15 protein-coding genes and 1 pseudogene are annotated in these 18,161 nt (G+C 70.5%); 12 read left to right on the top strand and 4 right to left on the bottom strand.

Annotated features, from left to right (window positions below; genetic code table 11):
- Positions 1–35: 35 nt before the first annotated feature.
- The gene (locus ACZ7HT_RS29405) at positions 36–1,316 is read left to right on the top strand and encodes a glycoside hydrolase family 6 protein (RefSeq protein ID WP_471171416.1); all 1,281 of its coding nucleotides are present in this window, start codon (positions 36–38) and stop codon (positions 1,314–1,316) included.
- Positions 1,317–1,444: 128 nt separating this feature from the next.
- On the opposite strand, the gene ACZ7HT_RS29400 is transcribed toward ACZ7HT_RS29405, so the two are convergent.
- From ACZ7HT_RS29400 to ACZ7HT_RS29390, 3 genes are read right to left on the bottom strand one after another with little or no spacing between them, the layout of a single operon-like run.
- A complete protein-coding gene (locus tag ACZ7HT_RS29400; RefSeq protein WP_471171414.1) occupies positions 1,445–1,966 on the bottom strand; it encodes a universal stress protein in 522 nt (173 codons plus the stop codon).
- A 3-nt stretch (positions 1,967–1,969) separates the two neighbouring features.
- Positions 1,970–3,229, bottom strand: coding sequence for an SLC13 family permease (locus ACZ7HT_RS29395; protein WP_471171487.1), 1,260 nt, complete (start codon positions 3,227–3,229; stop codon positions 1,970–1,972).
- Positions 3,226–3,426, bottom strand: coding sequence for a hypothetical protein (locus ACZ7HT_RS29390; RefSeq protein WP_471171501.1), 201 nt, complete (start codon positions 3,424–3,426; stop codon positions 3,226–3,228). Before ACZ7HT_RS29390 ends, ACZ7HT_RS29395 begins: the two co-directional genes overlap by 4 nt.
- Before the next feature lie 115 nt (positions 3,427–3,541).
- Between ACZ7HT_RS29390 and ACZ7HT_RS29385 the strand changes: the two genes are divergently transcribed.
- Both ACZ7HT_RS29385 and ACZ7HT_RS29380 read left to right on the top strand, forming a co-directional pair.
- Entirely contained in the window at positions 3,542–5,689 is a 2,148-nt protein-coding gene (locus tag ACZ7HT_RS29385; RefSeq protein ID WP_471171413.1) for a glycoside hydrolase family 9 protein, read from the top strand.
- Between the two features lie 90 nt (positions 5,690–5,779).
- A complete protein-coding gene (locus tag ACZ7HT_RS29380; RefSeq protein WP_471171411.1) occupies positions 5,780–7,120 on the top strand; it encodes a jacalin-like lectin in 1,341 nt (446 codons plus the stop codon).
- A 124-nt stretch (positions 7,121–7,244) separates the two neighbouring features.
- On the opposite strand, the gene ACZ7HT_RS29375 is transcribed toward ACZ7HT_RS29380, so the two are convergent.
- Positions 7,245–7,391, bottom strand: coding sequence for a hypothetical protein (locus ACZ7HT_RS29375; protein WP_471171499.1), 147 nt, complete (start codon positions 7,389–7,391; stop codon positions 7,245–7,247).
- A 5-nt stretch (positions 7,392–7,396) separates the two neighbouring features.
- Between ACZ7HT_RS29375 and ACZ7HT_RS29370 the strand changes: the two are divergent.
- The 9 genes and pseudogenes from ACZ7HT_RS29370 to ACZ7HT_RS29330 all read left to right on the top strand — a co-directional run.
- Positions 7,397–8,005, top strand: a pseudogene (locus ACZ7HT_RS29370) (glycoside hydrolase family 3 C-terminal domain-containing protein); the annotation flags it as partial.
- Between the two features lie 349 nt (positions 8,006–8,354).
- Positions 8,355–9,125: a hypothetical protein gene (locus tag ACZ7HT_RS29365; protein ID WP_471171409.1), complete on the top strand. Its 771-nt coding sequence runs from the start codon at positions 8,355–8,357 to the stop codon at positions 9,123–9,125.
- Positions 9,126–10,383: 1,258 nt separating this feature from the next.
- Positions 10,384–10,887, top strand: a complete 504-nt coding sequence (locus ACZ7HT_RS29360) for a hypothetical protein (RefSeq protein ID WP_471171408.1) — start codon at positions 10,384–10,386, stop codon at positions 10,885–10,887.
- Positions 10,878–11,639 (top strand): hypothetical protein, encoded by a 762-nt coding sequence (locus ACZ7HT_RS29355; protein ID WP_471171407.1) that lies wholly within the window; start codon positions 10,878–10,880, stop codon positions 11,637–11,639. The genes ACZ7HT_RS29360 and ACZ7HT_RS29355 overlap by 10 nt, the downstream gene beginning before the upstream one ends.
- A gap of 68 nt (positions 11,640–11,707) precedes the next feature.
- Entirely contained in the window at positions 11,708–13,207 is a 1,500-nt protein-coding gene (locus ACZ7HT_RS29350) for a hypothetical protein (RefSeq protein WP_471171405.1), read from the top strand.
- Positions 13,208–13,218: 11 nt separating this feature from the next.
- A complete protein-coding gene (locus tag ACZ7HT_RS29345) occupies positions 13,219–13,617 on the top strand; it encodes a hypothetical protein (protein WP_471171403.1) in 399 nt (132 codons plus the stop codon).
- 19 nt (positions 13,618–13,636) lie between these two features.
- Positions 13,637–13,834, top strand: a complete 198-nt coding sequence (locus ACZ7HT_RS29340) for a hypothetical protein (protein WP_471171401.1) — start codon at positions 13,637–13,639, stop codon at positions 13,832–13,834.
- Between the two features lie 33 nt (positions 13,835–13,867).
- The gene (locus ACZ7HT_RS29335) at positions 13,868–14,062 is read left to right on the top strand and encodes a hypothetical protein (RefSeq protein WP_384521596.1); all 195 of its coding nucleotides are present in this window, start codon (positions 13,868–13,870) and stop codon (positions 14,060–14,062) included.
- A gap of 760 nt (positions 14,063–14,822) precedes the next feature.
- Positions 14,823–18,161 carry an AHH domain-containing protein gene (locus tag ACZ7HT_RS29330; protein WP_471171400.1) on the top strand — a complete coding sequence of 1,113 codons (3,339 nt, stop codon included), beginning with the start codon at positions 14,823–14,825 and terminating at the stop codon, positions 18,159–18,161.

Raw genomic sequence — 18,161 nt, 5'->3', positions numbered from 1 at the left:
CCCGTCTCACCCCACCCCTTCGACCAGGAGCCTTCATGAAGCCACGCAGCCTACGGCGCCGTGCGACCGCCGCCCTCGCGGTGCTCGCGGCCTGCGCCGCCCTCACCGCGACACAGGGGCAGGCGCAGGCCGCACCCGCCGGGGACACGCTCACCCCCACCACGAAGTTCTACGTGGACCCCCACAGCAAGGCCGCCAAGCAGGCGCTCACCGACCTCAGGAACGGCGACTTGCCGAACGCCGTGAACATGGCCAGGCTCGCCAGCTGGCCGCAGGCCGAGTGGTTCACCGAGGGCACGCCCGACGAGGTCCGGGCCAAGGTGGGAAGCCTCGTCCGCCGAGCGCGGGTGGTGAACCGGACCCCCGTCCTGGTCGCCTACAACGTGCCGGGCCGGGACTGCAGCCAGTACTCCAGCGGCGGTGCAGCCTCCTCCGCCGCCTACCGGCAGTGGATCGACGCCTTCGCCGCCGGTATCGGGGACAGCAAGGCGGTCGTCGTGGTCGAGCCCGACGGTCTGGCCCTCCTCCCCCGCGAGTGCGGGCCTGCCGTGGACCCGACCGGCGAACTCACCGCGACCCGCATCGCCGATCTGGCGTACGCGGTGAAGACGATCAAGTCCAAGGCCCGCACCGCGGTCTACCTCGACGCGGGCAACGTCCTGTGGCGGCCCGTCGGCGACATGGCCCGGCGACTGCTCGACGCCGGTGTCCAGAACAGCGACGGCTTCGTCCTCAACGTGTCCAACACCCACCCCACCGACCACAACGCCAGGTACGGAACCTGGATATCGAAGTGCATGTGGTTCGCCACCGAGGGCCCTGACTGGGCTCGCGGCCACACCGACTGGTGCGCCACCCAGTACTACTCGCCCGCCGCGCCCAACGACGGCACCCCCGGCAATGCGGTCGACTCCGCCGACCCCGCCACCTGGCGCTGGACCGACGCCTGGTTCGACCAGAACGTCGGCACCCCGACCGGCGACGCGCTGCACCACTTCGTCATCGACACCAGCCGCAACGGTCTGGGCGCCTGGAAGCCGGAGCCCGGCAAGTACACCGGCGACCCGGAGATCTGGTGCAACGCGCCCGGCCGCGGCCTCGGTCCGCGCCCGACCGCCGACACCAGCGTCCCGCTCGTCGACGCCTACCTGTGGGTCAAGATCCCGGGCGAGTCCGACGGCAGCTGCACCCGCAACACCGGCGGCACGATCGACCCGGAGTACGGCATCGTCGACCCGCCCGCCGGCACGTGGTGGCCCGACCAGGCCCACGCACTGGCCCGGAACGCGGCACCGCGGCTGACCTTCAACCGCTGAGCTCCGCTCCTCCCCCGTCCGCTTAGGCCACGGGAAGCCTCTCGCCCGTGGCCCCGCTCGCGCGGGAGCCGGCCGCGTGACCGGCCCCCGCCGGCCCCCGCCAGTGGCCGGCGGGGGTTCGTCGCCCGTCAGACGGTGTGATGCGGAGGAGGGGGCGGCATGGTGGGCAGCCCCGGCGGCGGTTCGGGCCACACGAGCAGCACCGGACAGGGGGCGTGGTCGACGACGAAGCGTGCGGCGGGGCCGAGGCTGTGCGGTCCGAGGTGGGTGCGGTCGCCGTCCCGGGCCAGGATCAGCAGGTCGCTGCCCTCGACCGCGGCGACGACCTCGCGCTCGACGCGGCCGGTGCGTTCGGTACGCGTGCAGGGGCGGTCCAGGCGGTCGGCGGCGTCCTGGAGCAGCTGCCGCGCGGAGGTGGCGGCGAGGTGCTCCAGTCGCGTGCCGGGGTCCCTCCCCCAGCCTTCGGCCGGGCGGTGCCCCGCCGGGTGGCCGCGGCCGAGGAGTCCGGCGAAGGCGCCGTGTGCGGCGCCCGGGACGTCGGCGGGGGTGACGTGCAGGAGGACGATGTCGGCGTCCGCCGGGGTGTGCGCGCGGGCGGCGTCCACGCAGGCGCGCCAGGTGCCCTCGACGATCCAGACGACCACGGCCATGGGTCAGCCTCCTCCGATGACGGTCAGGGAAAGCCACAGTGCCAGTACGGCGACGGCCAGGCTCGCGGGTACCGCGTACACGCCGAGCCGGGTGAACTCCTTCAGCTCCACCTCACCGTCGTGGGCGTGGACGATACGCCGCCACAGCAAGGTGGCCAGCGAGCCGGCGTAGGTGAGGTTGGGGCCGATGTTCACCCCGAGCAGGACGGCGAGGACGGCGCCGGGCCCCGACGGGGCGGTCAGCGGCAGGAGTACCAGGACCGCGGGCAGGTTGTTGATGACGTTCGCGAGGACGGCGGCCAGTCCGGCGAGGGCGAGAAGTTCCGGCAGGCCGGTGCCCTCGGGGATCAGGTGTCCCAGGGCGTCGTCGAGACCGTTGTCCACCACTGCCAGGACCACGATCCCGAGGGCCAGGACGAAGGCGAGGAAGGGCACGGAGGCGGCGCGGACCAGCGCACGGGGACTGGTGCGGCGGCGGACGAGGGCCCGTACGGCGAGGGCGAGCGCCCCTGCCAGGGCGGCCCACGCCGGGTCGACGCCGACCACCGAGGTCAGCACGAAGCCTGCGAGCGTGCATCCCACGGTCACCAGGGCGAACAGCGGCAGCGGCGGCGGTTCGACGACGGCGGGGGCCTGCGCTCCCGCGTCCAGGTCGGTGGCGAAGAAGCGCCGGAAGACCAGGTACTCGACGGCGATCGCGGCTGCCCATGGCAGGGCCATCAGGGCGGCGAACCGGGTGAAGCTGAGCCCGCTGGCCGCGAAGGCCAGGAGGTTGGTGAGGTTGGAGACGGGCAGCAGGAGGGAGGCCGTGTTCGACAGGTGCGTGCAGGCGTACACATGCGGCTTCGGACGGGCGCCGATACGGGCCGCGGTGGCGAACACCACGGGGGTCAGGAGCACGACCGTGGCGTCCAGGCTGAGCACGGCGGTGATCGCCGATGCCGCCAGGAACACCTGGGCGAGCAGCCGGCGCGGCCGGCCCGCCGCCGTACGCGCCATCCACGCCCCGCAGGCCTGGAACAGTCCCTCGTCGTCGCAGAGCTGAGCCAGCACCAGTACGGCCGCCAGGAAGCCGATCACCGGCCCGAGCCGTTCCGCCTCGGCCAGGGCGTCGTCGAGGGAGATGGCCCCGGTGACGATCACCAGGACCGCTGCCGGGACGGCCACGACCGCCTCCGGCCACCCGAAGGGGCGGATGACCGCACAGGCCAGCACGAGGACGAGCAGGGCCGCGGACAGGGCCTCCGCGAGCTGGGGGTTCAGAATCGGGTCCTTCCGTCGCGGCGGTCGACCGCCTGCACCATTGCGCCGAACGCTACCCGCACGTGCGCCGCGTCCCGCAGACCGGCCAGGCGGTCGACTTCGCGCCACGGCGTCGACCCGTTGACGGTGTGGGCACGCATCACTAACCTGCGCTCAGATCCCCGCCTCTCGACCGGTGTTCGATCTTTCATCGTCATGGGAGCGCTCCCACTCCCCAGGGAGGCAAAGAGGAATCCTTTGGCATGCTCACCACAATCCCTCGATGGCCGACTCACCTGCTGATACTCCCCCGACGACACACAGGAGCCGCACATGCCACCCCCTCGCTCGTTACGTCTCCCCACCGCCCTGCTGACGGGCGCCCTCCTCCTGGGCGGTCTCGCGTCCACACCGGCCGCCGCGGACGTCCCCGCCACCGCGGCGGCGACCACGGCCGTACGCGTCAACCAGGTCGGCTACCTGCCCGACGGGCCCAAGCGCGCCACTGTCGTCACCACGGCGACGCAGGCGCTCTCCTGGCAGCTGCGGAACGCGTCCGGCACGTTGGTCGCCTCCGGATCGACCGTCCCGCGCGGCGCGGACACCCCCTCCGGGCAGTCCGTCCAGGTGGCCGACTTCTCCTCGTACCGGAGCACGGGCTCGGGATACGTCCTGTCCGTGGACGGCAACAGCAGCGCACCCTTCGACATCCGCGCGGACCTCTACGACACCTTGCGTTCCGACTCGATGGCGTTCTTCCACCACCAGCGCAGCGGCATCGCGATCGACGCCGCCCTCGTAGGCTCCGCGTACGCCCGCCCGGCCGGACACCTCGACGTCGCGCCCAACCAGGGCGACACGTCCGTACCGTGCCAGGCCACCGTGTGCGACTACACGCAGGACGTCAGGGGCGGCTGGTACGACGCGGGCGACCACGGCAAGTACGTCGTCAACGGCGGCATCTCCACCTGGCTGGTCGTCAACTCCTTCGAGCGGGCCAAGCGGGCCGGCGGGGATGCCGCGCTGGGCGACTCGACCCTGCGCGTCCCCGAACGCGGCAACGGAATGCCCGACGTCCTCGACGAGGCGCGGTGGGAGCTCGACTTCCTGATGCGCATGCAGGTGCCCGAAGGAAGGCCGTACGCGGGCATGGCCTTCCACAAGGTCCACGACGCGGCCTGGACCGGCATGCCGCTGCGTCCCGACCAGGACGCGCAGCCCCGCGAGCTGCACCGGCCGTCCACGGCGGCGACCCTCAACCTCGCCGCGGCCGCCGCGCAGTGCGCCCGGGTCTTCCGCCCGTACGACTCCGCGTACGCCGACCGGTGCCTGTCGGCCGCCCGCCGGGCCTGGACCGCGGCACAGGCCAACCCCGCCCTGTACGCGCCGGCTTCGGACAGCACGGGCGGCGGAGCCTACGACGACACGCGGGTCACCGACGAGTTCTACTGGGCAGCCGCCGAGCTGTACGCGACGACCGGCGAGAGCGCCTACCGGGACGCGGTCACCTCCTCGCCCTGGCACACCTCCGCCGAGGCGTTCAGCCCGTACGGCTTCGGCTGGGCGGACACGGCGGCGCTCGGCCGACTCGTCCTGGCCACCGTCCCCAACGGCCTGCCCGCGTCCGACCTGGCCCGGATCAGGGCCTCGGTGACGGCAGCCGCCGACGGCTATCTGTCCAGGATGGCCGACCAGGGCTACGCCGTGCCCGTCCCGGCGGACGGATACTTCTGGGGCTCGAACGGCGAGGTCGCCGACGACGCCATCGTCATGGCCGTCGCCGGCGAGCTGACGGGCGACGGGCGCTACCGCGCCGGCGCGCTGGAGACCATGGACTACCTGCTCGGCCGCAACGCCCTCGGCATGTCGTACGTGACCGGCCACGGCGAGAGGTCCTCGCAGAACCAGCACCACCGCTTCTGGGCCCATCCGTTGGACGCCTCCCTGCCCCACCCGCCGGCCGGGTCGCTCGCGGGCGGTCCCGACAGCGCGCTCCAGGACCCGGTCGCGCAGGAGAGACTGACCGGCTGCGCGCCCGCCGCCTGCTACGTCGACGACATCGGCTCGTACTCGACCAACGAGGTGGCGGTCAACTGGAACGCCCCCCTGGCCTGGCTCGCCGCCTACGCCGCCGAGCGAACCTCCGCCGGCGGCGAACCGCCCACCGCCGCCTGCGCGGTGACGTACACGGTGAACAACGTCTGGAACACCGGCTTCACCGCGACCGTCACCGTCAAGAACACCGGCCCGACGGCCGTGGACGGCTGGCAGCTGGCCTGGGCCTACCCGGGCGGCCAGCGCGTCACGAGCGCCTGGAACGCCACCGTCACCCAGAACGGCACCGCCGTCAGCGCCCGGGACGCCGACTGGAACCGGGCGATCGCCCCCGGTGCGACCGCGACGTTCGGAGTACAGGGCACCCACACAGGCTCGAATCCCTCCCCCACGGCCTTCGCGCTCAACGGGAGCGCCTGCGCCTGATCCGCAGCGGGCCAGGACCGGGCGGAAGCGTCCACCCGGTCCTGACCGACGCCGCACCCAGCCGGAACCCCCCACCACCAGGAGCCCCCCATGCGCCGACTCCTCGCCTGCCTGACGGCGGCGGCAGCCGCACTCGCCGGACTCACCGCGACGGCGCCACCGGCGACGGCCGCCGACTCGGGCACGTTCAGCGTGCTCACCTACAACGTCGCCGGGCTGCCCGACAGCATCTCCAGCGCGCCGACGCCCCGCGAGCCCGCCACGACCGAGATCGGCCGACGGATCGAGGCGTACGACATCGTCCACGTCCAGGAGGACTTCAACTACCACGCCCGCCTCTACGCCGCCGACGCCGCCCACCCGTACCGCACCCCCACCAGCGGCGGGGCGGGCATCGGCAGCGGCCTCAACACGCTGTCGAAGACCCCCTACGACGCGGACGACTTCGAGCGGGTCCGCTGGAACTCCTGCCAGTACGACTCGGGCGACTGCCTGACCCCGAAGGGCTTCACCTTCGCCCGGCAGCGCCTCGCGGAGGGTGTGTACGTCGACTTCTACAACCTCCACACCAACGCCGGTACGAACGCGGGAGATCTGAAATCACGCGCCGACAACCTGAACCAACTCACCGCCTTCATCACGACCCACTCGGCGGGCAACGCGGTCGTCGTCATGGGCGACACCAACACCCGCTACACCCGCGCCGACGACACCATCGCCGAGTTCGCCGCCGCCAACGCGCTCACCGACGCCTGGGTCGAGCTGATCCGCGACGGCACCCCGCCCACCAAGGGCAGCGACGCCCTCGTCTGCGACCAGTCCCAGCCGACCGTGCCCAACACCTGCGAGGTCGTGGACAAGGTCCTCTACCGCGGCAGCAGACTCGTCTCCCTGAACGCCACCTCCTACGACAACGAGCATGCCGCGTTCCTCACCGGCGACGGACTCATGCTCTCCGACCACGACCCGGTCGCGGTGGGCTTCTCCTGGTCGCGCAACCCGGACTTCCGGCTGAGCGAGCAGTTCGGCGGGCCGCACGGCGACCACTTCAACGACCTCGACAGCGTCTCCGCCGGCACCCGCGCCACCACCATCACCTTGAGCGCCGGCTCCCGGATCGACCGGCTGGCCATCACCCTGGACAACGGCACGACACTCACCCACGGCGGCACCGGAGGCACCACGGCCTCCCTCACACTCGGCAGCGGGGAGTACCTCACGACCGCGTACTTGTGCCGGGCCCAGAAGGACGGCCGCTCCCGGATCTTCCACGCGCGGTTCAGCACCAACCTCGGCCACACCCTCGCCGGCGGCACGCCGACCTCGGACTGCGTCACCCACACCGCCCCTCCCGGCTGGCAGATCACCGGCTTCCACGGCCGATCGGGCGACGAGATCGACAAGCTCGGCTTCATCCACACGCATCGCTGACGTCGGCGATCTCCCCCGTCCGGCCGTTCGCGACGCCAGCATCCCGTCTCCATCAGCCATCGGAGCACCACATCGCGCAGGCGCCGTTCGGTGTCCGCGTAGGCGGGGGCGCCCGCCGCGCGGTTCAGTCGGGTCGGCCGCGATGACCAGGGGTGGGCCCTGCGACGGCCTCTGCCGCGGACAGTTCGGCGGCGAGGGCACGCAGGCGTGCTGGCGGCAGCAGGCCGACCGCGAAGGCGGCGATCTGGAGGAGGGAGAGGTCCGCGGCCATACGGGCGGGAGGACGTGGCCGCGGTCCTGCTGACCTGTTTCCCGGGGCAGGAGGGCGGTTCTGCCCTCGCCGACGTGTTGCTCGGCCGGGAGGAGCCGGGTGGTCGCCTGCCCACCACGTGGCCGGCCCGGCTGGAGGACGCCCCCGTCACGCGCGTCACCCCGGAGGACGGCGTCCTGCCGTACGACGAGGGCCTCTTCGTCGGGTACCGGGCCTGGGAGCGGCACTCCGCAGCCCCCGCGTGCCCCTTCGGCCACGGCCTCGGCTACACCACCTCGGAGTACCTGGCCCTGGAAGCCGCCGACGGGCATGCCCGGGTCAGGCTCCGCAATACCGGTACCCGACCGGGCCGCGAGACCGTCCAGCTCTACGCCGAGCGCGTCGCCCCGGCCGAGGACCGCCCCGCCAGACAGCTCACCGGCCTCGCCACCGTCACGGCGGAGCCCGGCGAGACGGTCGAGGCCGAGATCGCCCTCGCGGAGCGGACCTTCCAGGTCTGGGACGAGGGGGCCCGGGCCTGGGCCGTCTCCCCCGGCCCGTACCTGCTGCACGCGGCACGCAACGCGGCCTTCCCCGTACTGACCATCCCGCTGTCCGTCCCCGGACGGCACTGAGACCGCCCCGAGCGCCGGAACCAGACAGCCGGCGCCCGGGGCCCCTCCCCCTGCAACGCCCCCTGGAAGGACCCACCGTGCAAGCCGACCGGCCGGCCTCGGCGGGCAGGCGCACTGGTCCTTCGGCAAGCATTTTGGGCTAGGTCCGGTTGCAGTTGGCGAGTTGGGGGCTACCCCTCACGAGTTCGAGTCTCGTATCCCCCGCCTCTGCCCGTCCGGGCCATCGGCGTTCCACGGGGCCCTGGGTCGGAAGGAACCGTTCCTCCCATCCAGCCGTCATCTCGACGGGCCGCACCCTCACCGACGTGGCGGCCGACTTCGCTCTCACCGTCCAGGTCCGAGGAGATCCATGGCCGACACCGCCCACTCGTTGATCGCCCGCCTTCACGAGCTGCTCGTGACGCACCTGACCGACGGGACCGTAGACATCGCCCCGGGCCTCCACGACGTCGTGGACCGCGGCGCGGCGCTCGGAGCCGACGGGGCGTGGATCACCGCCGGCGCTCACGCGAACCTCAGCGGCTTGGCCCTCGTGCGCGGGCAGGCGGACCGGGCGGTCGCCCACCTCGAAGCCGCGGTGGCGGCCGGCTACAACGACTGCGTGGCGCTGCACGCCGGCCCCTCGCTCCCGCTGCACCAGGATCCGCGCTTCCGCGCCCTCTACCAGCGCATGCGCATCACCGAGGACGACTTCGACGAACTGCTCTGGCTGCACCAGGAGATGCGGACCGCGGTGAGAGACGCACAGGACGCGATGGTCGACAACATCGGCCGCCTCGACACCGGGGTGTCCCCGCTCCCCCAGGCCCCGCTGCCCACCCGCGAGCCGCACAGCCAAGGCGTCCTGGCCACCCGCGTCGACCTCGCCGCGCTCCAGACCGCGCTCCAGCGGGCCGCCCTCAAGGCGGAGTTCCAGCGCAGCTCCGGCAACACCAGCCTCGATCTCATCGACGGCTCCTGGGACCACCCCAGGGCCAGGCTCGACGCCTGGCACGCCGACACGTCGGACACCCGGCGCCAGCGGGCCGCCCAGGCCCGGGCCTTCGTCGAACGCCCCAGCGCCGGGTCGTCCCTCCTCGCCCCCTGCCCTCCGCTGGGCTCGATCACGTACCCGGCCTGATCCCAAGGAGGGCCGTGCTGGACGGAGGAGGGGCAGCGCTCGAGGAACTTGCGGGAGAGCCTCCTCCAGACGGGCCAGGACCAGGCCACCCAGAAGCTCCTCGAGAGGGCCGGAGGTCTCCTCGTCAGCGTGGTCGGCGGCTGACCGACACCACGCGACGAGACCACTCGATCATGCATGGTCCCGTCCCCGCCCGCGTCACCCATGGTCGTGCCGTACGGCCTGACACGCGGGCAGGACGGAGATCCTGCAGTGGCCCGACGCCGTACTGGTCAGAAAGATGCCAAGCCTGTCCCGCCGACAGACCAGGAACCTCGCCTCACCGTGTAGAACATGCAGCCGAAGAACGCCTCCAGAGCGGGTCAACCTCCTCGTTGACCGCTCAAGCATTCTCCGGAGACCGTTGAGCCGGTTCCCCGCGAAGCACCCTTTCCCCACTGCCATGTTGAGCTTCATGGAAGTCAACCCTCCTGCGCCGTGCCGTCTGCGCATGGGGTTCGGCGCGGCCGTCGAGGCGGCTTTCGCCAGCGGGTGGCCCTACGCGGTGGTACCTGTTGGCAGCGGCATGTGTGAGCGGTGCTGGCAGGTCGGCGCTTGGCGAAGGCTGGCAGCGTTCGTGGATCACGACCCCGGCACACTCCGCGCGCACAGCCGCGAAAGACCCCACACCGCACTAACCCTGAGTGAATACCTCCACATCGTGCTGACTGTGTGTGAGGATCCCACCGTCTGCACAGCGGCACTCACGGCGAACTCCCCTTCCCCGAAGGTGAGTTCGCCGATGTGCACACAGCGTGCCCAGGCTCCATCTCAAGGAATCGTTGCGTGGTCTACAAGCGCGGACGTGCCTAAGCTGGTCTAGAGGAACGAAGCGGCCGCGCCGAAATGGGAGCAGGAGCCGTGAGCGAGTGGCTGGCCCACACCACATCCGAGATCCACACGGAGGTCGTCCGAGGCGACCGGGTCTCGAAGATCGTGGGCGCCTTCCCTCCCCGTCAGATCCTGGTGCGTGTCCTTGGGCGCCTCATGAGACGTCAGGGTCCTGCCTTGGCCGATGCCGTCGACCGGACGAGTTCCGGCCTGGGCCGCAGCCCGCCGGCTACACGGCCCTGGCCTTTCATCATCCTGATCACCACCATCGGCTGACCGCCGTGTGTCGCGCAGTACGCGAGGGGGCAGGGCGGGGGAAACCCGCCCTGGCCCTCCCCGTCCCGAACAAGGCCGGGGGCGTCGATGAGAGTGCGCGGAGGAGCATGTCATGGGCGGGAACCACAAGCGCAAGCCAAGAGGCCGTTCGGCGGCAAAGGCCGACGAACCAGTGCGGCTGGTCCACGGCGTCGGTGAGCAGACGGACGCCGACGGCGTTCTGCACCGGTACCCGGTCGGCGGAACGGTGATGGTCGGTCCATTCCCCTGGCAGCCCGAGATCGTCGATCACGAGTGTCTGCTGACGGTCGTCCGTGGTGCTGACGACCCTTCCCTTACGGAAACCCTCGGCGCGAAGGTCGTGTCGCACGACCGCCTCGTACGGTTCGACAGCAACCCGGGTCAGCAGCACGTCTCCCCCCGCCGGTCCGTCCCGGGCGGCCAGGCCATGTCCTCCGACACCCGCTTCACCGTCCGGACCCTCAGCCTCACCGTGGAGTCCTCCGACATGACCCCGGGCTTCTCCCACCACGTCGAGAAAGCCGTGGTCCGGGGTGGCAGCGGCTGCACCCACTGCCTACCCGAAGTCAGCCAGGTGGCAACGCCATGTCGGTGACGACCCGGTTCACGGACGATCTGATGCTCCGGTACCTGGTGCCGGAGCACGTGACGGAGCTGCTGCTCCCCGCGGACGACTCCGAGCGCAAGCGCGTGCGCGCGCTGCTGACCTCGGTGTACGAACCGAAGCTCCTCGACGTCAGGACGGTGGAGTCCGTCAAGGTCGTCCACAAGGAGTTTCAGACCTCCGTCCAGGAATGGACCGCCGTCCACGCCTCGTGGGACAAGTCCCTCCCCACGACGGAGCAGGCCAGGGTCACCATCCACGTGCCCGCCACACCCCCGTACCAGTGGATCGACATGTCGCTGGAGACACTGGTGATGGCCAAGGCGGCGAGCACCACCCGCGTCCTCGCCTCCGTGGAGGCCGGCGAGTGGACTGCGGCCGACGGGGATGACGTAGAGGGGGAGCGTTTCGACCGGGACTACTCCCTGAGCTACACCGACCCACCGCCCTTCGATCCGTCAGCACCGGCCCGCGGATTCCCCCTCCGCGTGTCGGTCCTGTTCTTCGGCGGGCTCGACCTGGCCGACGCGATGCGCCGGCTGAGCAGGGCCAGACGGGCAGTGAACGCGGCCAGCCCACGGCCGGAGGCGTACGACGGGGGCCCTCTCCTCGCCTCCAGCGCGTGGCTGGCGGTGTTCCCGGCCATCACGCCCGACAAGGACACATCATCCACCACCGAGCAGATGGTCGGCGATCTGCTGGCGACTCAGGGATTCGTCGCCGCCTTCGAGGCGGCTCCCTGACGGGCCCCGCGGGCACCGGCCGCGCCCGACCCACCCAGGCCGAGCGCGATCACGGTGAGGAGCATTCGATGCCGTTCAACTACGTCACTGTCACAGCAAGTAGTGATCTCTTCGCACCGGCCACCCGAGCGTTCGGGGACATCCTCGTCATCGGCAAGGGTTCCTTCGGAGGTGCCACGTCGAAAGCCAAGCCCTTCTCGTATCCGAGCGAGGCCACGGCCGCCTACCCGCAGGGAAGGTCGACGCTGGCCGAGGACGCCGCAGCCGGCGCGACTTCCATCAAGACCGCCATAAGGTTCCCGATCGGTACAGCCCTGGCGATCGAAAGGGAGGAATCGGTCGAACTCCGCAAGGTCGCGAACGTGACCGCCGCGGACGGCGTCGGATTCAACCACACCCTCGACAACGCCCTGGCCACCGCGCACCGGGCCGGTGACGCCGTCATCGCCCAGGGCCTCAGCGACCTCGGTGCCGCCATCTCCATCGCCTTCCAGCAGAAGCCTCCCCCCACGCGTGTCTGGGGCCTCGAAGTGGCCTACGACTCCCCCGACTGGTCCGCCGCGCTGACCACGGCCGAAGACCTCCCCGTCCAGATCGTGGTGCTGGCCAACACCCCCCTCTGCAAGCCCGAGTCCCAGACGGCGGACAAGGAGGGGGACGAGCCCGGGGAAGGCGCCGGCCCGGCACAGCAGGGCGCCGAGGGGGAAGGTGTAAGTGGCCCCGGAGACCCGGCCGAAGTCAAAGGCGAAGGCGAGGCCGAGTACGAGGGCAAGGGCGAGGGCGGGGCCCAGGGCGAGGACGCCGGGCAGACCGTCAGCGAACCCCCGGTCGTCCTCCTCGCGAAGCACGTCGACACGGTGTCCAACACCGGAGGCGACGGCAAGGAACGCATCGGCGTGGCCATGCTCGACTCCACATTGAGCGCCCAGGAGCAAGCCGAACTCAACGCGGGCAAGGTCCACACGGACCGCATGGTCCTGATCGCCCACAAGCCCTCCAAGGACGACGTGGCCGCGGCGGTCGCCGGCGTGATCGCGGGCTATGAACCGCACGTCTCCCTCTTGCTCAAGCCCATCGCCATCGACATGCCCGGCAGCTTCACCACCACCGAGATCGATGCCTTCGTCGCCAATTCCGTCAACTGGGTGACGAGTCCGACGATCCTCCCGGGTCATGGCCTGTACCTGGGCGAGGGGCTCACCGCGAGCGACAGCGGCCATAGGAAGTACATCGACATCGTCCGCACCCTCGACGACATCAGCTTCCGCATCAAGGCCTCGCTGATCCAGGCCGTCGGGGACCTCCGCATCGACCGCCCGGGCCTGCGCACCGTCGTGACACTCGTCCAGACCGTGCTCGCGCCGCTGGTGACCCGCGGAATCCTCGAGGACTACGCCATCCACATCCCGTTGCTGGTGCTGCTTGAACGGGAGCGCGCCACGCTCACCGCCACCGAGGTCGACCAGATCAGCAAGGGCCGGGCGGCTCGGAGCGTCGACATGGACGTCTCCGTCGTCTACACGGGCGTGATCCACCAGATCGCCGTCAAGCTGGAGCTCAAGGGTTAAGGAGCCAAGTGATGCCCGAGGTCAAGTGGGACACCCGGTTGACGGTGATGCTCGACACCACCGTGGTCACTCCCATCGACTCGTTCACCCCCACCTTCAACAGTCCGGTGCAGCCCCTGCACTCGCTTGAGGCCGACAACGTCGCCCACGTCGTCCAGCCGAAGGCCTTCACCTTCAGCATGGCCGTCAAGGCCATCGGTCCCGTGGTGGCCAAGCTCACCCAGATGGCGCTGAGTCACACCAGCTTCAAGATCGGCGTCCAGGAAGCCTCGGGAAGCGACTGGACCTTCCAGCAGGTCGCCTTCAGCGACTGCTTCATCACGTCCACCGCGAGCACCATCGTGATCGACGGTGTGCCCACGACCACCTTCAACTGCATCTGCCTGGAAGTCATCCCCACCAGTGCCTAGCCGGAACGCGGAGGCCCCGATGTCGCAACAGGAAGCAGAAGGGTCGGGCATGGCGCCCGAGGTGGAGGGACCGGAGCCCGTGCTGGTCTCCGGTCCGGGGGCGGATCTCCACTACCACTTCCCGATCCACGTCGTCCTGGCAGGGGACATCGCCGAGGAGACCCGCCGGGACATCGCGGCGGAGATCTGGGACGCCTTGCACGACGCACTCACCTGAGTCCGAGCCGAGAGCCACGCCAGGAGTCACGTCATGCGCAGGATCACCTGTCACTTCCCCATCACCGTGACGATCACGGGGACCCCGTCCGCGGCCGCCCTCGACCGGCTCGGCGAGGTGGTCGAGCGGGCACTCGCCGAGCGGCTGCGCCTGGCGCGGGCGAGGCTCGCCGCGGACGGCTACCCCGTGATCGTCGCGGCACCGGCCCGGGACCACCCGCAGGTGTGACGTGAACACCGCAGCGGCCACAGCCGGCACCGCCGAGGAGACGGCGGTACGTGGCGTGGCCTACCAGCAGCTCCATCTGCCGACGTCCGTCCTCTTCACAGGCGCCGAGGGCACGGAACGGCGTCCGTACGAACCGCTGCTGGAACAGATTCTGCTCCGCGCGGTAGCTGCCGCACTGGAGACGGACGGCATCCGTTCACGGGTACCTCGTCCCGGGTGCGGGGTCCCGGCAGAGGACCTGACCCCAGAGGTCATGGGCGGGACGACAACACGTGGGGTGTCGGGCGACGTCGGGCCGCCGGCCGCGCCTGACACGGGCGGCAGGAGCCTGCTCATCTTCAACATGGCCACACCAGACGCAAACGCCGAGGAGCCGGCGGCGCCCGGGCCGAGGGGGCACGAGGAGGCCCCTGAGGAGGCGGCCAAGGAAGATCAGGATGAGGGATCCGAGGAACGTCCGAAGGAAGTGACCGGCAGACGTCCGAAGGAAGGATCCGACCGACGTCCGAAGGAAACGACTGGGGAACGTCCGAAGGAAGCAGCTGAAGGCGGTGGCGAGCCGAGAATCCAGGGCGAGACGCGTGAGGGTGCGCCACGACGACACACCGCCCCTTCGCCCGACACCGCCGCCGAAGGCATCCCGGGCGGGCCACCCCAGCAGGCGCGGAAGGCTTCGGCCCCAGCACAAGAACACGGGGAGGACGAAGCACAGGACGAGGAAGCCGAGGCGGAGGCGGAAGAGGCCGGCACGACGGTGGTGGTGGAGGAGCGGACCGGATCGCCGAGCGACACGCCCGCCGAGCAGGTCGTCGAGGGACGGAGCCCGCTGGACGGCACGGCCGTGCTGGTCTACGGCGCGAACCGGCTCGTGTACCTGGGCGAAGCCACCCGCTACGTCCGTTCGCCGAGCCTGATGCACACGGTCCAGATCGGCGACCACCTGTTCGGCGCGGGGTCGTTCGCCGTCCTGGACGGTCCGCTGGGCAAGCGGGACCGGTCGTTCTGGGGCGTCGCGACCACACCGCCCGTCACGGAGGAGTCGAGCGGGAACGTGGTCACCACGTACATGTTCCAGGGCGAGATGCTCGTGAGCCTCTCCGGCATCTTCGTCCCTCGCGTCGTCACCACCCGGAGCGGAGAGCGCTATGGCGTCGAGATGGTGTGGACCCAGAAGCGCCGCCCCATCTACCCGAGCGCGGTGGAGGCGGCGAACTGGGTCCAGGTCAAGCGGTCCGGCGCGCACCGGCTGTCGGACGAGGAGTTGGCGGCGTACGTGTTCCACGACCTCGACCGACTCGTAGAGGCCGGCCTCGCGGGGGACGACACGAGCCTGGAGAAGGCCGCCGCCCAGCTGAGCGAGATGACGGCGGAGGCCTTCGCCCTGGTGGGCGAGGAGACCAGGTCGAAGTACCTGCGGGTCCTCGTCAAGTCGTGGACGTTCGAGGAACGGCGTCACGCGATCCTCGAGCTCATGCGGTCGCTGGGCAGCATGAGCGAATTGCAGGCCGTACGGGACCGGCTCATCCAGCACGGTCTGTACGAGCAGCTCTTCGCCGATCTGGGGAGCGAGCTCTGGGCGCTGCTCACCGACATCGGCAAGAGGTTCGGCGAGAGCAAGCCCCTCACCATGACGGAGTTCACGGGACTGATCGCCGAGGCGTTCAACCTGGGGACGGAGGAGCGGGACAGATCGCTGACCCGCACCGTCGGGCAGGAGGAGACCGCCTTCCCCGGCCTCAAGCTGTGGATCGACTTCGAGGAGAGTGCCCGGGCGGTGACCGGATTCGTCCTGGCCACGCTCGACTCCTTCAAGATGATGCTCACCGAGCCGGAGAAGATCATTTCGGGTCTCTACCACCTCGCCCGCTTCATCTATCTCGGTCACATCGCCCGCAAGGACGAGGCCGCGAGGAATGAACTGGCCGCGATCCGCTCGCGCATCGGCCAGACGGTCGTCAACGGTCTGCGCGGTGCCGCCCTCCTGGGGGTCGGTCCCCGCGTGGTCACCCGGATCAAATGGGGCGTCATCATCGAGGCGCTCACCTGGATCTCGGAGATCAAGGCCGTCGTCGGGTTCCTCGTCAAGATCGAGGAGGTCGCCGCCATCCTGCGCTTCCTCAAGCTCCTCAGGGTCAGCGACGGCGAGCTGTTCGCCGCTCGGTTCAGCCGGCTCGCCGCGGCCCTGCACGCCGGCAGCACGGTCCTGAAGGGGCTCAAGGACGAGCACGAGGTGGCAGCGCTGCTGCGGATGCTCCCGGAAGAGGACGGTGCCCGCCTCGGTGCCGTACTGGGCGAGGTGGAGATCCGCGAGGGGAGCACGCTGGCTTCCCTCATGGAGCATCCTCGCCTCGGTCCGGTCGTCGCCGAGATCCGGCGCAGGGCGGAGCTCCTGCACCTCCTGGGCGCCAAATCGGGGGGTCTCACCCCGGAGCTGGCCGCCGCCTTCGGGCAGCTCGCCGCGGCGGAGGGTTTCGAGACCGCCGAGCTGGCGAAGGTGATCGAGGCGCTTCAGGACGGTGAGGGCAGCCGGTTCGCCAAGATGCTGGAGCAGATCGGGTTCCAGCGGATCGGGGCCAAGGCCCATGTGAACGCCGAGCTGCTGGCGCTCCTTGCGGCGGACGCGCGGCGCATGGAGGCCGTCCGGGAGTACGGGATCGACCTCGTCCGGAAGCTGCACGACCGGTCCGCCGGCCAGGCGCAGGCCTTCGACGCGATGCTCGCGAGACTCCGCAAGATCGGGAACAAGCAGGGCGGCGGCAACGCGGTGGAGTTCAGCGAGTTCCTCGAACACCTCCGCCAGGAGCGCAAGACCGCCTGGCGGAGGGTCGACCCGCCGCCCCGCAAGGCCCGCGCACCCAAGGAGGAGGCGGCCGCGTTCCGGGAGCGGACCAAAGAGCTGCGCGACCGCTTCTCCACAGACAAGGCGGCGGACCTGGAAGCCATCGACAAGGAGCTCAAGAAGCTCGAGAAACTGGCGGAGACCGACCCGGAACGTGCGGCCGAGCACCTCGACAACCTCGAGGACCTCATCCAGAGGAGGTCCACGAAGGAGGCGCAGATCGCCGAGGTCCGCGCGGCGGACGAGGCGAGGGGAGCCACCCGGGAGAACAAGGCCCTGCACTTCGAGCGCGGGGAGGCACCGGCCAACGAGCTCACGGTCACCACCTCGCTCAAGAGGCGGCTCAGCCTCCTCAAGGAGGAGGCTTCTCGCGCCCTGGCCGCGGCGATGACGGCCCTCGGCATGCCCCAGCCGCCCGGGCACGACGCGCACCACATCATCGCCTGGAGCGAACCCTCCGCCGCCGTGGCCCGCGAGATCCTCGAATGGGCCGGCATCAATCCCCGTGACCATCCGCTGAACGGCATCTACCTGCCACGCACCACCATGGACCCGAACATCGTCCCCCAAGCCTGGACACGCCATCAGACCCTGCACACCAACAACTACTACAAGGAGACGACACGACGACTGATCGAGGCCAGGAGGCAGGGTGGCAGGCAGGGGGTCATCCGCGAGATGCAGGAGATCAAGAAGGAGCTCATCAAGGGATGGCAGGACCCTGGACCGCTCCGGGGCAAGAAGAAGCAGAACGTCGCTCAATGGCTGGCCGAGAACCCGGATCTCCTCTACTGGATGACCGACGAGGAGAGGGCGGCGGCCATCGCCAGGACGACCCGTCCGCCTCGCAGGCCGCGAGTCCCCGGGGCGAAAGCGAAGGCGAAGGCGAAGCGGCAGCCGCAGGCCGCGTGGAAGAAGTTCCGCAAGCCCAACCCGCTCAAGCGCGCCGCCGACAGGAAGAAGGCCCGGCGCTCGCGGAAGGCCTCGTCGCCGCCCGCAGAGGAATCCACCGCACCCGCCGCCCCGGCGGATGCGCCGGAGACTTCCCCACCGCTTCCCCCGGAGCAGCAGTACAGGGTCGCACCCACGCCGGATACACCGGACACCCTTCTCCGGGTCGCCCCGGAAGGGGCGGCGAAGAGCCACGAGGCGGAGCGCCTCGACGAGATCACCGACGAGACCGAGGCCCTGCCCCGACGCCGGTTGACGATGCGCCGGTCCCCCACACGAGGAGAGCAGGAAGATGACCAGGAGAGGTAG

The organism is Streptomyces sp. NPDC037410 (assembly GCF_055602235.1).
Note: the sequence above shows the minus strand (reverse complement) of the source record. Positions and strands in the feature narration are given on the sequence as shown.

Coding starts and splice junctions, on each gene's coding strand:
- ACZ7HT_RS29405 (WP_471171416.1), top strand. CDS start 36: ATGAAGCCACGCAGCCTACGGCGCCGTGCGACCGCCGCCCTCGCGGTG.
- ACZ7HT_RS29400 (WP_471171414.1), bottom strand. CDS start 1,966: ATGGCCGTGGTCGTCTGGATCGTCGAGGGCACCTGGCGCGCCTGCGTG.
- ACZ7HT_RS29390 (WP_471171501.1), bottom strand. CDS start 3,426: ATGACGATGAAAGATCGAACACCGGTCGAGAGGCGGGGATCTGAGCGC.
- ACZ7HT_RS29385 (WP_471171413.1), top strand. CDS start 3,542: ATGCCACCCCCTCGCTCGTTACGTCTCCCCACCGCCCTGCTGACGGGC.
- ACZ7HT_RS29380 (WP_471171411.1), top strand. CDS start 5,780: ATGCGCCGACTCCTCGCCTGCCTGACGGCGGCGGCAGCCGCACTCGCC.
- ACZ7HT_RS29375 (WP_471171499.1), bottom strand. CDS start 7,391: ATGGCCGCGGACCTCTCCCTCCTCCAGATCGCCGCCTTCGCGGTCGGC.
- ACZ7HT_RS29365 (WP_471171409.1), top strand. CDS start 8,355: ATGGCCGACACCGCCCACTCGTTGATCGCCCGCCTTCACGAGCTGCTC.
- ACZ7HT_RS29360 (WP_471171408.1), top strand. CDS start 10,384: ATGGGCGGGAACCACAAGCGCAAGCCAAGAGGCCGTTCGGCGGCAAAG.
- ACZ7HT_RS29355 (WP_471171407.1), top strand. CDS start 10,878: ATGTCGGTGACGACCCGGTTCACGGACGATCTGATGCTCCGGTACCTG.
- ACZ7HT_RS29350 (WP_471171405.1), top strand. CDS start 11,708: ATGCCGTTCAACTACGTCACTGTCACAGCAAGTAGTGATCTCTTCGCA.
- ACZ7HT_RS29345 (WP_471171403.1), top strand. CDS start 13,219: ATGCCCGAGGTCAAGTGGGACACCCGGTTGACGGTGATGCTCGACACC.
- ACZ7HT_RS29340 (WP_471171401.1), top strand. CDS start 13,637: ATGTCGCAACAGGAAGCAGAAGGGTCGGGCATGGCGCCCGAGGTGGAG.
- ACZ7HT_RS29335 (WP_384521596.1), top strand. CDS start 13,868: ATGCGCAGGATCACCTGTCACTTCCCCATCACCGTGACGATCACGGGG.